This window comes from Rhizobium sp. NLR8a, assembly GCF_019685235.1.
Taxonomy (GTDB): Bacteria; Pseudomonadota; Alphaproteobacteria; order Rhizobiales; family Rhizobiaceae; genus Rhizobium.
This window is the reverse complement of record NZ_JABDWI010000008.1, coordinates 84,077-97,497: the sequence shown is the minus strand read 5'-3', so window position 1 is coordinate 97,497 and position 13,421 is coordinate 84,077. Positions and strand designations below refer to the sequence as shown.

Annotated in this window: 12 protein-coding genes; 4 read left to right on the top strand and 8 right to left on the bottom strand. The window is 63.1% G+C overall.

The features are described from left to right. Positions 1-37: 37 nt before the first annotated feature. The 3 genes from ribB to HJC04_RS16645 all read right to left on the bottom strand — a co-directional run bounded on the left by ribB (position 38) and on the right by HJC04_RS16645 (position 5,580). Complete coding sequence (gene ribB / locus HJC04_RS16655; RefSeq protein WP_210628945.1) at positions 38-1,141, bottom strand: 3,4-dihydroxy-2-butanone-4-phosphate synthase; 1,104 nt, start codon at positions 1,139-1,141, stop codon at positions 38-40. A gap of 8 nt (positions 1,142-1,149) precedes the next feature. Beyond that, entirely contained in the window at positions 1,150-2,247 is a 1,098-nt protein-coding gene (gene aroC, locus HJC04_RS16650) for a chorismate synthase (protein ID WP_210628944.1), read from the bottom strand. Positions 2,248-2,400: 153 nt separating this feature from the next. Beyond that, entirely contained in the window at positions 2,401-5,580 is a 3,180-nt protein-coding gene (locus HJC04_RS16645; RefSeq protein ID WP_221146664.1) for an EAL domain-containing protein, read from the bottom strand. A 238-nt stretch (positions 5,581-5,818) separates the two neighbouring features. Here HJC04_RS16645 and HJC04_RS16640 point away from each other — a divergent pair, with 238 nt between their 5' ends. Further along, the gene (locus HJC04_RS16640; protein WP_003569889.1) at positions 5,819-6,079 is read left to right on the top strand and encodes a DUF1344 domain-containing protein; all 261 of its coding nucleotides are present in this window, start codon (positions 5,819-5,821) and stop codon (positions 6,077-6,079) included. 190 nt (positions 6,080-6,269) lie between these two features. Here HJC04_RS16640 and HJC04_RS16635 read toward each other — a convergent pair whose 3' ends face one another. The 4 genes from HJC04_RS16635 to HJC04_RS16620 form a co-directional block, all read right to left on the bottom strand. Beyond that, entirely contained in the window at positions 6,270-6,860 is a 591-nt protein-coding gene (locus HJC04_RS16635) for a histidine phosphatase family protein (protein ID WP_210628942.1), read from the bottom strand. A gap of 19 nt (positions 6,861-6,879) precedes the next feature. Beyond that, on the bottom strand, positions 6,880-7,698 hold the full coding sequence (gene fabI / locus HJC04_RS16630; RefSeq protein ID WP_210628941.1) for an enoyl-ACP reductase FabI: 819 nt from the start codon (positions 7,696-7,698) through the stop codon (positions 6,880-6,882). A gap of 121 nt (positions 7,699-7,819) precedes the next feature. Beyond that, positions 7,820-8,983, bottom strand: a complete 1,164-nt coding sequence (locus HJC04_RS16625) for a DnaJ C-terminal domain-containing protein (protein WP_221146663.1) — start codon at positions 8,981-8,983, stop codon at positions 7,820-7,822. 355 nt (positions 8,984-9,338) lie between these two features. Beyond that, entirely contained in the window at positions 9,339-9,797 is a 459-nt protein-coding gene (locus tag HJC04_RS16620) for an RT0821/Lpp0805 family surface protein (RefSeq protein WP_210628939.1), read from the bottom strand. A gap of 65 nt (positions 9,798-9,862) precedes the next feature. Here HJC04_RS16620 and pdxH point away from each other — a divergent pair, with 65 nt between their 5' ends. Beyond that, positions 9,863-10,483 (top strand): pyridoxamine 5'-phosphate oxidase, encoded by a 621-nt coding sequence (gene pdxH / locus HJC04_RS16615; protein WP_210628938.1) that lies wholly within the window; start codon positions 9,863-9,865, stop codon positions 10,481-10,483. A 4-nt stretch (positions 10,484-10,487) separates the two neighbouring features. On the opposite strand, the gene HJC04_RS16610 is transcribed toward pdxH, so the two are convergent. Next, positions 10,488-11,525, bottom strand: a complete 1,038-nt coding sequence (locus tag HJC04_RS16610; protein ID WP_221146662.1) for a polysaccharide deacetylase family protein — start codon at positions 11,523-11,525, stop codon at positions 10,488-10,490. 217 nt (positions 11,526-11,742) lie between these two features. Between HJC04_RS16610 and HJC04_RS16605 the strand changes: the two genes are divergently transcribed. Together HJC04_RS16605 and HJC04_RS16600 are read left to right on the top strand one after the other, a co-directional pair. Further along, positions 11,743-13,026 carry a D-alanyl-D-alanine carboxypeptidase family protein gene (locus HJC04_RS16605; protein WP_221146661.1) on the top strand — a complete coding sequence of 428 codons (1,284 nt, stop codon included), beginning with the start codon at positions 11,743-11,745 and terminating at the stop codon, positions 13,024-13,026. 81 nt (positions 13,027-13,107) lie between these two features. Further along, a complete protein-coding gene (locus HJC04_RS16600) occupies positions 13,108-13,413 on the top strand; it encodes a pyrophosphatase (RefSeq protein ID WP_210628935.1) in 306 nt (101 codons plus the stop codon). Positions 13,414-13,421 lie beyond the last annotated feature (8 nt).

Here is a 13,421-nt window from a genome sequence, read left to right as displayed (position 1 = left end):
CAGTCGTGGCTTTGATGAGGGAGGAGAGGGCCTGGCCTCAGCAGATCTCCGTCTTGCTGATCTTGATCCCGAAACCTTCCAGGCCGACATAGTGGCGCTCGCGGCTGGTGAGCAGCCTGATCGAGCTGACGCCGAGATCCTTGAGGATCTGGGCGCCGAGGCCGATTTCCAGCCATTCACTCTCGCGCGTCTGCGCCTCGGCATGGGCTTCGCGGCCCTGGTTGCGGGCCTTGCGGCCGTTGTCGTAATGGCCAACGCCGACGGAGCCCTCTCGCAGGTAGACGATGACGCCGCGGCCTTCCGCAGCGATCTTCTCCATGTAGAAATCGACTGGGCTCTTCCTGCCGAAAAGGTCCTCGGCGACATTTTCCGGATGCAGGCGCACCGGAATGTCGACGCCGTCGCGGATGTCGCCGAAGACGACGGCAAGATGCTGCATCGGGTCCCAGGGCAGGGCATAGGTATGGGCCTTGGCCTTGCCGAACGGCGTGTCGATGTCGAAGCTCGCGCCGTGCTCAACCAGCGTTTCCTTCCGCTGGCGATAGGCGATGAGATCGGCGACGGAGACAAGCTTCAGCCCGTGCTTCTCGGCGAAATCGACCACCTGCGGACCGCGGGTGACGGTGCCGTCGTCATTGACCAGTTCGGAGATGACGCCGATCGGCGGCAGGCCGGCGAGCCGGCAGAGGTCGACGGCCGCTTCCGTATGGCCGGAGCGCATCAGCACGCCGCCTTCACGCGATATCAGCGGAAAGATATGGCCCGGACGGACAAAATCGGCGGCCCCGACATTCGGATTGGCGAGGTTGCGCACCGTCAGCGTCCGGTCGTCGGCCGAGATGCCGGTCGTCGTGCCGTGCTTGAAGTCGACCGAGACGGTGAAGGCCGTCGTATGGGCCGAATCGTTCTCGGCCACCATGGCGTTGAGGTTGAGGCGCTTGGCCTCCTCCTTCGGCATCGGCGCGCAGACGATGCCTGAGGTGTGGCGGACGATGAAGGCCATCTTCTCCGGCGTGGTATGCACGGCGGCAACGATCAGGTCGCCCTCGTTCTCGCGGTCATTGTCGTCCATGACGACGACAATTTCGCCGGCCTCGAAGGCCCTGATGGCGTCGACGACGCGTTTCTGATCGTAAGACATGGACGCTCCTATTTCAGACGGCCGGTCTGGCCGCGATCCCGAAGATAATGATCGGCAATGGCGCAGGCGACCATCGCTTCGCCGATGGGTACGGCGCGGATGCCGACGCAGGGGTCGTGCCGGCCCTTGGTGCGCACGTCGACATTCTTGCCATCGGCGTCGATCGACTGGCGTTCGGTCAGGATCGACGAGGTCGGCTTGACGGCGAAACGCGCGACGATCGGCTGTCCGGTCGAGATCCCGCCCAGAATACCGCCGGCATTGTTGGAAAGGAAGATCGGCGTGCCGTCATTGCCCATGCGCATTTCGTCGGCATTGTCTTCGCCGGAGGTTTCGGCGGCGGCAAAACCATTGCCGATCTCCACGCCCTTGACGGCATTGATCGACATCAGCAGCGAGGCGATGTCCTGGTCGAGCTTCGAATAGATCGGCGCGCCGAGGCCGGCGGGCACGCCTTCGGCGATCACTTCGACGACCGCGCCGATCGAGGAGCCGGCCTTGCGAATGCCGTCGAGATATTCCTCCCAGACCGGGACGATCGCCGCATCCGGCGAGAAGAACGGGTTCTGCCCGATCTGGTCCCAGTCCCAGTTGCGGCGGTCGATCTTGTGCTTGCCGATCTGCACCAGCGCGCCACGCACGGTCACGCCTGGCACGACGAGGCGGGCGATGCCGCCGGCCGCAACCCTTGCTGCGGTTTCGCGCGCCGAGGAGCGGCCGCCGCCGCGATGGTCGCGAATGCCGTATTTGAGGTCATAGGTGTAATCGGCATGGCCGGGGCGGTATTGCCGGGCGATCTCGCCGTAATCCTTGGAACGCTGGTCGGTGTTCTCGATCAGCATGGAGATCGGCGTGCCTGTCGTCGTCATCGTCTCGCCGTCGGCATCGAGCATCACGCCCGACAGCACCTTCACCAGGTCGTCCTCGCGCCGCTGCGTGACGAAGCGGGATTGCCCCGGCTTGCGCTTGTCGAGCCAGACCTGCAGGTCTTCGAGCTTGAAGCGCAGACCTGGAGGGCAGCCGTCGACGACGCAGCCGAGCGCCGGACCGTGGCTTTCGCCCCAGGTGGTTACGCGGAAGAGGTGACCGAATGTATTGTGCGACATGTGTTCCCACGGCGGCGCGCCAAAGCCGATCGCGCCATTGCTTGAAAAGGCGTGCCACTCATAGGCCAAAAAACCGCCGAGGCAAAAGCCTTTCTTTGCGTCAAACCGGCAGCGGCGGAAATGCTGTTTCGCTCCTTTGCCGAGGCATCGCCATCACGAAGCCAACCGCCATCCGGTTGCGGCCGCCTCAGCGGCGAAATCGTCGAAGGAGAGGGCCGGCGAGAAGGCATAACCCTGCAGCAGGTCGCAGCCGAGATCGCGCAGCAGCGTGGCATGGGCTGCCGTCTCCACTCCTTCGGCCACCGTCTCGACGCCGAGCGAGCGGGCGATGTCGATGATCGAGGTGACCAGCGCTCGCTCCTGCGACGCGCCGATGATCGGCTGCACCAGCTGGCGGTCGATCTTTAGCCGCTTCGGCTTCAGCTTCAACAGGCTGACGATCGAGGTGTGGCCGGTGCCGAAATCGTCGATCTCGATATCAATGCCGAGCGCCTTGATGCGTTCCAGATTGTGCGAGACCACGTCCTCGCTCTCGTCGAGGAAGATCGATTCCACCAGTTCGAAGGAGATCTCGCCGGGGCGGATATTGAGGCCGGCGAGGGATTCCATCAGGCTGCCGTCATGCAGCCGTCTGGCTGAAACATTGACCGCGACCTTGGGAACGACAATGCCCAGCGCCAACAAGCGGGCCTTGTCGCGCAGCGCCGTTTCCAGCACGATCCGGTCGAGCGTCTGCACGACATTGATCTCGTCGGCAATGCGCAGGAACTTGTCTGGCGTCAGCAGCCCCCTGGAGGGATGCTTCCAGCGCACCAGCGCTTCGACGCCGGTCAGCTCCATCGTCCGGGCGCAGAATTGCGGCTGATACCAGGCGGCAAATTCGCCATTATCGATGCCGGCGAGGATTTCATCGGCCGTGCGCTTGGTGTTGATGATATCGGCCTGAAGAGTGTGATTGAAGAATTCGAAGCGGTTACGGCCCGTGCTCTTTGCGCGGTAGAGGGCGATATCGGCATTGATCAGCACCTTGCGCGCGTCGACATGGATGCCGTTGGCGAGTGCGACGCCGATCGACACGCCGCAGCGGCAGGCAAAGCCCTGGAAATCGATCGGCTGGCGCATCTCCTCGATGATCCGCGTCGCAAGCTCCGCCATCTCCTTATCGCCGACATCGCAGGCGAGGATGACGAATTCGTCACCGCCGATGCGCGCCACGAGGTCGCTGCCGCGGACATTCCTGGCGAGCACCTTCGAAGCATGCACCAGCATCGCATCACCGGCGGCATGGCCGAGCGTATCGTTGATGTCCTTGAAGCGGTCGAGGTCGATGTGCAGGATGGAGAATTTCTGCCGCTGCCGGCGCCCGTCATTGGTCAGGCTTTCCAGCGCGATGTCGAGTTTGCGGCGGTTGGCGAGCGCGGTCAGTGGATCGTGCAGCGAATTGTGCTCGATCCTGTTCTTGGCAAGTTCGAGCTCGATATTCTTGGCGACGGCCTCGTCCTTGGCCGCCTTCAGCCGGATCGTCATCAGCATGTCCTCGGTGGCGTCGAAGGCGATGCCCATGATCTTCATTTCGCCGGTCCCGGTCTGGTAGACCTTGCCGACCGAGCGCACATAACGCACCGAGCCGTCGTCGGCGAGCGCCCGGCAGACGAGCGTATGCGTATCGCCGCTTCGCTTGAAGTGGCGCGCGCTTTCGAGCGCCAGCCCGCGATCCTCGGGGTGGATGCGGGAAAGCCAGGTCTCCTCGGTCATGAAGCCATTGCGCGGCGCCAGCCCGTATAGCTCGTGCATCCGTTCATTCCAGATCGAGCCGCCTCTATCCGGCCGCGCCTCCCATATGCCGCACTGATAGGAATTGAGCGCCAGGTCGAGCCGGCTCGAAAGCTCGGCGAGCTGACCCTCGCGGCTTGAAAGCTCTTCAAGCGCCAGCTCGAGCTCGGCATTCTTGACCTCACTGACATCCCTGGCCTTGCGCAGCGCCTCGGTGGCCTCCGCATCGGCGGTGACGTCCCAGACGATGCCGATCGTCTTGCCGGCGCCACCGACATCTCTGTAGAGGGCGCCGACAGAGCGCAGGTGCCGGATGCCGCCATCGGCAAGCATGATCCGGTACTGCGCCGTGCAGGCGGCGCCGGCGATGCTGCAGCTGAAGAAATGCACCTCGGCGGTCTCACGATCCGCCGGCAGGATCGCCGCCAGCCATTCGTCGAGCGGCCGGCTTCCTTCCTCCGCCGGCTTGCCGTGCAGTGCAGCGGCGCGTGCGTCCCAAAGGAGGCTGCTCGAATGATCCTGCAGCTCCCAAATGCCGATAGTGGACGATTCGAGCGCAAGGTTCAGCCGCTGCGACAGTTCCATGAGCTTTGCTTCGCGCGTCTCCAGTTCGGCAATGTTGCGGTTGCGTTCGCCGAGCAGCAGTGTGGCGAGGAAGATCGGGACGATGATGATGCATCCCGCGGCAACGACGATCAGCCGCAGCTCGCTCCGGTTTTCCGGTATTGCAGCCCAGCCGCCTTTGGGGACGGCGGAAAGCTCCCATTTGCCGCCGGCAAAGCTGATTTCGCGGCGGATCGGATCCTTGTCGTCGATGTCGGCCGAACCGAAGAACGGCGCGGAAAGCGCGGCGTTCCCGGTTGACCGGCCAATATCCCGCACCGCGATGGAAAGATGGTCGAGATTGGGATAGCGCTCCTGGTTTTCGCGGTCGCGCGCCGCCACCAGGCCGGTCGCCTCGTAAAAGCTTTTCCGGTCGATGGCGACCTCCACGGCGCCCCAGAGGCGCCGCTGGCCGCTCTCCTTGACGAAAACCGGGAAGAAGACGGCGAAGGCGTCCCGGCCGTCAACGCTGATCGGGCCGTAGAAGCGCGCCGTCTGGTCGCCGGCGGCCCAGGTCGTCGCTTGCTGCGAGATGGAGGTTTCGCGCACATCGCGGCCGATCCGCCCGCTGCCGGGGCGTTGCGGATAGAGGTCGCTGACGATGAAATCAGGCGCGACGGCGATATGGATGAAAGCCGGGTTCTGGATCAGCAGCCAGTTGATCTGGCGCTCCGTTTCCTCCCGGCTTGCAGCGTTGTTGACGGAGGTCAGATTTGCAAGATCGCGGACCATGGTGAGGCTCATATTGATCTCGGCCTTCACCCTGGCGCGCAACAGGTTCGTCTCGTTCTCGGTGCGGATGTGAAGTTCGCGCATATGAGCGGCAGTATTGGCGCGATCGAGCGCGAAGCCGACCATGGTGACGACGAGGGCGACAAACGCGGAAACCAGAAACGAGAGGCGGCTATTCTTCAAAACGCGTCGCAACCGCTTGCTGTCGCCCAGCCTGGATAGCAAAATGAGACCCCCATATTCGCGGTAACTCTAAAAGGCAGGGGTTAATTTACGATTGCCTGTTGTCGATGTTGAAAACCCGGCAGGCCGGACGGGCGTGGTTAACGCAGCGTCTTGATTATGTTTAAAATGCTATTCATCAATTAGGCGGGAAAAGCCATTCTTACGGGCAATTTTCGCCATATTCAGGAGATTATCTGTGGCAAGTGTTCTCGTGCAGCGTTTCAAGAGGATTGTTGCCATGCGTTTCGTCGTCGCCACGCTTTTGGCCACAGCAAGTTTCCTGTCGCCGATGAGCGGTTTTGCCGAGAGCGCCGATGTCGAGGCGACGATCAAGAAGGTCGACACGGCCAATCTCGTGCTGACGCTCGACGACGGCAAGACCTATCAGGCGCCGGAGGAATTCAATTTCGACGGCCTCGAAGCCGGCGTGAAGGTCATCGTCTTCTACACCGAGGTCGACGGCAAACGCGTCATCAACGATCTCGATATCGTCAAGTAAGCAGACTTCAAGAGAATGACTGGATGAGGTTTGCGCCCAATGGCTGCCCCTCACCCTCTCCCCGTAAAAGCGGGGCGAGGGGACATGTCCACGAGAGCTCAGCGGGGAACGGAGAGTTCGCTGCTTGTCCCTTCTCCCCACAGGCGGGAAGATGCCGGCAGGCGGATGAGGGGTAAAGCCAGTCGATCCCTTACAGCCAGACGATCGTCCGCTCGCTCGTATCGATCCTGACAATCCGGTCCTGCGGAATGCCGCCTTCGGCGGCGGTGCTCTTCGGCAGGTCGGCAATCGCCTGGAACAGCGTGCGGATAACGCCGCCATGGGTGACGCAGACGGTCGGACGCTCGACGGAGCGCAGCCATGCGCCGGTACGCCAGGAGAGGATTTCGTAGCTTTCGGCATCGTCGCCGGGCGGGATGAAATCCCATTTGGAGACGTTGCGTTCGGCCACCCGCTCGCGCTGCGTCGCCTTCAGCTCCTTGATCGTCGAGCCTTCCCAGTCGCCGAAGGAAATCTCCACCAGCCGCGGATCGGTGCGATAGGCAAGCGGCGGGAGGCCCATTGCGGCGCGCATGATTTCCATCGTTGCGCGTGTGCGTCCGAGCGGGCTTGCGACGAAATCGAATTCGCCGACCGTCTCACCGAGGATCTCGGCCAGTGCGATGCCGTTCTGCCGGGCCTGTTCCTGGCCCGTGGCATTCATCGGAACGTCTTTCTGGCCCTGCAGGCGACGCTCGGCATTCCAGTCGGTCTGACCGTGTCTGATCACGTAGATGAGCACGGTCTCGACTCCGGGGAACTTAGTCCTTGACGACCGAAATATCCGGCGCGTCGACCGCCTTCATGCCGATGACATGATAGCCGCTGTCGGCATGGTGCACCTCGCCGGTGACCGAGCGCGACAGGTCGGACAAGAGATAGAGGCCGACATCGCCGACTTCCTCGATGGTAACCGTACGGCGCAGCGGAGCGTTATACTCGTTCCACTTCAGAATATAGCGGAAATCGCCGATGCCGGAGGCGGCAAGTGTCTTGATCGGCCCGGCCGAAACGGCGTTGACGCGGATGTTCTGCGGCCCGAGGTCGACAGCGAGATATTTGACGCTCGCTTCGAGCGCGGCCTTGGCGACGCCCATGACATTATAGTTCGGCATCACCTTTTCGGCGCCGTAATAGGTCAGAGTCAGCATCGAACCGCCTTCCGTCATCAGCTTCTCGGCGCGGCGTGCGACCGAGGTGAAGGAGTAGACGGAAATCTGCATCGTCTTGGTGAAATTATCGGGCGAGGTGTCGATGTAGCGGCCGGTCAGCTCGTCCTTGTCGGAAAAGCCGATCGCATGCACGAGGAAATCGATCTTGCCCCACAGCTTTGCGACATTTTCGAAAACGGCGTCGATGGTGGATTCGTCGGCGACATCGCAGTGGCCGACGAGGGTCGCGTCGATTTCGGCTGCAAGCGGCTCGACACGCTTCTTCAGCGCATCGCCCTGATAGGTGAGCGCAACTTCTCCGCCCTGCGCATGAATGGCCTTGGCAATACCCCACGCAATCGAACGATTGTTGGCGACACCCATGATGACGCCGCGTTTGCCTGCCATGAGGCCGGATGCTTGAGCCATATTTCGCTCCCTAGGATTCTGATCGATCCTGCCTATGGCATAGGCCGTTAATCGGTTCAAGCTTGGCCTGGATCATCAACTGTTAGGGATCGTAACAAAGGGTGCGAATGTCATAAAAATTTCACAGGAACAGGCCTTCGCGCATGCTCCGCATCAGATCGGTGATCTTGTCGTCGGGTTTTTCCCACAGGATGATGCGCAATTCGACGACGAGATCGCCTCTGCTGCCGTCTTCCCGCGGCAATCCCTGGCCGGTAATCGCGATCGTCTTGTCCGAGCCCGACCATGCGGGAACGGTGATGTTCAACGGCCCGGCCGGGCCGTCGATGCGTGCCTCGGTGCCGAGCACGGCATTTTCGATGCTGATCGGGAGCACGGCGTGCAGGTCGAAACCATCGACGGTGAAGCGCGGGTCGGGGGCGATGCGGATATTGACGACGGCATCGCCGCGCTGCATGCCCGGCAGCTTGAAGCCCTGTCCCTTGAGCCTGATCTCGTGACCATCCGTGGTGCCGGCCGGCAGCGCGAAGCCGATTTCGCGGCCTTCCGGCAGCGACGCGGTGATCCAGCCGCTCTTCAGCACGTCGTCGATCGTCACCGTCGCCGTCGTCACCTCGTCGGGCGCTTTCTCGAGGCCCGCATCCTTGGCGCCGGTGAAACGGCGCACCAGCGATGTCAGAATACTGAGCGGCAGTGGCAGGTTGGCGCCGGCACTAGTTGGCGTTTCGCCGAGTTCCTCGCTGGCTTCGGTGGTCTCGCCATCCGCACGTCTGCCCTCTTCGGACTGGCCCTGGCCCTGCGTCTGCTGATTATGGGCCTGCTGGGCGCGGCCTTGCGCCTGGCCCCCCGCCGCAGCGCGCGCTTGCGCGCCGAAAATGCGCTCCACCATCTCCTCGGCGCCTTCGCTGGCGCCGGCCTGCTGTCTCTGACCGTCGGCCGCGGCCTTCTGGGCAGCCCGGGCAAGTTCTTCCATCACCCGCTCGGCATTGGCCTGCGCCGCCTTGGCGCGGGCCGCCGCCTCACGCGCGGCCTGGCGCTGCTGCATGATCGTCTGTTCCTGTTTCCTGGCTTCCGCCATCCGCACGGCATTGTCGAACAGGCTGCGCTTGCGCGGATCCCGCAGCGTTTCATAGGCGCGGCCGATCTCGGCGAACCGGGCCGTCGCCGTCGGATCGTCCTGATTGTGATCGGGATGGGCTGCTTTGGCCAAGTTGCGCCAGGCCGCCTTGATCTCGTCTGCCGCCGCGTCGCGCTTGACGCCCAGAATTTTGTAAGGATCGCGCATGTCAAAACCGCCGGTGTTGCGATGCGGGCGCCTGTCCTTGCCCGGCATCCCCGCCCAATATCGAAGTCCAATATCAACATCTGAGGCACCACCGCCCAAAGGCAGGGAGAGCCACTCTCGACACCGATCGTGCGGCCGAGTTGCTAATCACTTCTTATTTCTGTGGGGGGATAGGGAGTGTTTTGCCGTAAATGGTTAGCTCTTTGCTAAGCATTCGGCGGAAAACCGGTGGCCGTTAACCTGTCGCGCGCCGGATCGGTTCCGGCAGATCAAATTTCGGGCGCGATCAGGTTTTCCCGGATCAACTTTCCCGCCGGAACTGGCTTTCCCGCCGGAATTAACTTTCCCGCCGGAATTAACTTTCCGGCTGAAAGCTCAGCAGCTGCCAATTGCCGCCGCCGACGAGGCAGGTCTTGCCGTAGAATTTGGCGATTCCGACATAGGAATGCCGTGTCGTGCGGAACTGCCGGCAGACCTGGCCTGATTCGTTGTTTTCGACGATCGTATCGATGACACCGGCGCTGCCGGTCGATGCATTCGCCCAGGGAAGCGGCTGGCCTTCAAGCTTGTGCACATCGGCCGAAGTCACGGCATTGCGCACTGTCATCTCGTCCGAGAGCGTGTCGGTGCTCGGCGGCGTCTGCGGCACGGTGCCGGTGGCCACCGACCGGTCGACCTTGGCCTCGCTCAAGAAATCCATCCCGCCCGCAAGGCAGCCGGAAAGCGACAGCATTGCGGCGCCGACAACCAGGAAGGCGCTGCTGCGTTGCCGCAGGCCCTTTGTATGGCGATATGACTTTGCTATGACTTCCACCCTGCGTCCTGTCCAGTTATCAAAAGCTGGGCGAGTTTTGAATAATCCGGGGCATTTGAACCAATATGTCGGCAAACGAGTTAACAAGCGGTGACTTTACCGAAAGTGGCGAGCCCTTCAAGCTCTTTGCCGAATGGCTGAAGGAAGCGGAGGCCTCAGAACCGAACGATCCCAATGCCGTGGCGCTGGCAACGGTCGACGAAGATGGTCTTCCCAATGTCCGCATGGTTCTCCTGAAGGGATTCGACGATGACGGTTTCGTCTTCTACACCAATTTCGAGAGCCAGAAAGGTCGCGAAATCTTGGGGCAGAAGAAGGCCGCCATGTGTTTCCACTGGAAAAGCCTGCGCCGGCAGGTGCGGTTGCGCGGGCCTGTCGAGATCGTGAGCGACGCCGAGGCCGATGCCTATTTCAAGACGCGGGCGCGCGGCAGCCGCATCGGCGCCTGGGCCTCCAAACAATCGCGTCCGCTCGAAAGCCGATTCGCGCTGGAGAAGGCGGTGGCGGAATACACCGCCCGCTACGCGATTGGCGAGATACCCCGGCCTCCCTATTGGTCGGGCTTCCGCATCCGGCCGACGTCGATCGAATTCTGGAAGGATCAGCAGTTCCGCCTGCATGACCGCATCGAATTTCGCCGCCCGTCCCCAGTCGGGGCTTGGGAAAAGGTGCGGATGTATCCGTGAGCCGCTAGCGGCCCATGATTTTCAGCGGAATGCCGGAGGCAAGCGCCGAGATATAGCGCTGCTTCTGGTAGAAACCGTTCAGCGACATGCGCGGAAGATAGCCGGGCTTGCCCGCCGCCGGCAGCCCCGGCTGCGTCGTGACGGCGACCGAAAAGCCCAGCCGGCGGACAAGCGCTGCCTCGCGGGCGCTTGCCGCCTCCGGCGTGCCGTAGGGATAGGCGATCGTGGCGGGACGGATGCCGGTCAAGGCCTCGACGTAATCAGCCGAAACTTCCATCTCGATTCGCGCTTCGGCCTCCGGCAGGCGGGCAAGGGCGCGATGGCTGATCGTGTGGGCGCCGAGCGCTGCAAGCGGATGTCGGGCAAGCTGCTGCAATTGTGCCGGCCCCATCACCAGGTCGCGCACGATATCGGTCGGCTCGATGCCGTTTTCCCGCGCCAGCGTGTCGATCGCGGCGACGGCGCGGGCCTCGTCGAAGCTGTGGATATACCGGGTGAAGCGGTCGAAGGCATCCCATTGCTGCCGCGGGTCGGCGAGCGCCAGCCGCTCGCTGCCGCGGCCGAAATCGAAGCGGATGTCCTTTGCCTGGCGCAACAGGACGGCGAGCGTTTCCCACCAGATGCTGTGGGAACCTTCGGCAAAACCCTTGGTGACGAACACCGTGAAAGGCGCCCGATGCCGCTCGAACACCGGCAGCGCATGCTCCATGTTGTTGGCGTAGCCGTCGTCGAGCGTAAAAGCCGCAAACGGTCTGCCGCCCTCCGGCTCTGCCAACAGCGCCGGCAGCTCGTTAAGCGGCACGAAGCGATAGCCGTCGCGTGTCAGCCGCCTGAGCGCCGCATCGAGAAAATGCGGGGTGATTTCGAGATGCGCGTTCGGGGCAAAGGCCCGGGCTGCGTGCGGGCGAACATGATGCAGCGTGAAGATGACACCGCGCCCGCGCGCCTGCCGCATCAGGCCGGCCGCGGCGATCAGAAAGGACGCCTCGAGCCCGGCGCCGATCGCCGCCCGTTTTGCCAGTCGCTTCAATTGCCCCGCCATGCGCCGCCCATTGCCTTTTGCGGCAACCTAGCAACCGCAGCTTAAGCCTTGCTGAATCCCGGTTTCGCACAGCTTCTTTCGTTTTCTGTTAACCAAGACGATGAAAAGACTAGAAAAATGGTAGGCGTTGCCGCAAAGTCGCGCCAAACTTGCGGCTTCTGTCACATTGCGAGACATGGCCGGCCCGATCGAGAGCCAGCGCATCAGGGGGAACTCCATGAGAAAGCTTTTGGCGGCTGTTTTGACCGTGACGCTTGCCGTTTCGGCGCCGCTTGCGGCTCTTGCCGGCAGCGCCTCGCTGATCCTTGATGCCCGCACCGGCAAGGTACTGGCGTCCGAAAACGCCGACACGCTCAACCATCCGGCCTCGCTGACGAAGATGATGACGCTCTATCTCACCTTCGAGGCGCTGAAACGCGGCAAGATCGCCTGGGATACGCCGATCAAAATGTCGAGATACGCTGCCGCGCGGCCGCCGACCAAGCTCGGCGTCAAGGCGGGCGGCACCATCACGGTGCGCGAGGCGGTCTACGGCATGATCGTCAAATCCGCCAATGACGCCGCTGCCGCGATCGGCGAGACGCTCGGCGGCTCGGAGAGCGGCTTTGCCCGGATGATGACGGCCAAGGCCCGCCAGCTCGGCATGAGCCGGACCGTCTTCGTCAACGCATCGGGCCTGCCGAACAGCCGCCAGGTGACGACGGCGCGCGACATGTCGACGCTCGCCGTGGCGCTGATGAAGAATTACCCCAACGAATACCGCCTGTTCTCGATGGCAAGCTTCAGTTTCCGCGGCAAGACCGTGCGCGGCCACAACAATCTCATGTACCGCTACCAGGGCATGGACGGCATCAAGACCGGTTATACCAACGCCTCCGGCTTCAACCTCGTCAGCGCCGTCAGAGACGGCAACCGCCGCGTCGTCGGCGTGGTGCTCGGCGGCCGCACCGCCCGCAGCCGCGACGCCAGGATGGAAGCGCTGCTCGACCGCTATCTCGGCCGCGCTTCGTCGTCAGGCGGCGCAAGGCTGGTGGCGAGCGTCGGCGCCAGGGAGCCGGTCGAAGTGGCTTCCGCCGCCGATTCTTCCGACGTTCCGGTGCCGGCGAACGCGCCGCGTCCGGCCGACGATCTCGCGGCAAAGAGCCTGGCTTATGCCGATGACGCCGTCGTGCCGCTGGAGCGCCCGGTCGCGATGGACGAAATCCTGAACGCCGGCAAGACATCGAAGACCGCGGCGAAAAAGGCCGACGGCGACTGGCAGATCCAGATCTCGGCCGCCCCGAGCGCCGATGCGGCGCGGGCGCTTCTTGCCCAGGCGCAGTCGGAAGGCGGCGCGCCGCTCGTTTCCGCCTCGCCCTATACCGAAGCGGTCGGGCAGGGGGCCAACAGGATCTATCGCGCCCGCTTCGTCGGCTTCGCCAGCAGGGAGGACGCCGCCTCAGCCTGCGATGCGCTGAAGCAGCGCTCCTATGACTGCATGCTGCTCCCGGACCGCGGCTGATCGCAACGCCCCACTGAGGCAGTGCGCTCTGGACAAGCAGCGGGAATCAGCGTCTCCTCCATAAACAAAAGGAGAACATTGATGCTGCGCCGTCTTGCCGACCAGTTCGAAGCCGCTTCCTCCGCCCATGTCGCCGAGAGCGGCATCGAGCGCGACGCCGACTGGTTTCTGTTGAAGCTGCAGGAGGAGATGGGTGAACTGACCCAGGCATGGAACCGCCTGACCGGCCGCGGCCGTGCCAAGGGCCGCTCCCCTGAGGACATCAGGCGCGAGCTCGCCGACGAGACGGCCGACCTGCTTGGTCACCTCATGCTGTTTGCTCGCCGTAACGACATCGACCTCGCCGCCGCGATCGAACGGAAGTGGCGGTTTCAGCCGAGCTGGTAAGAAATCGG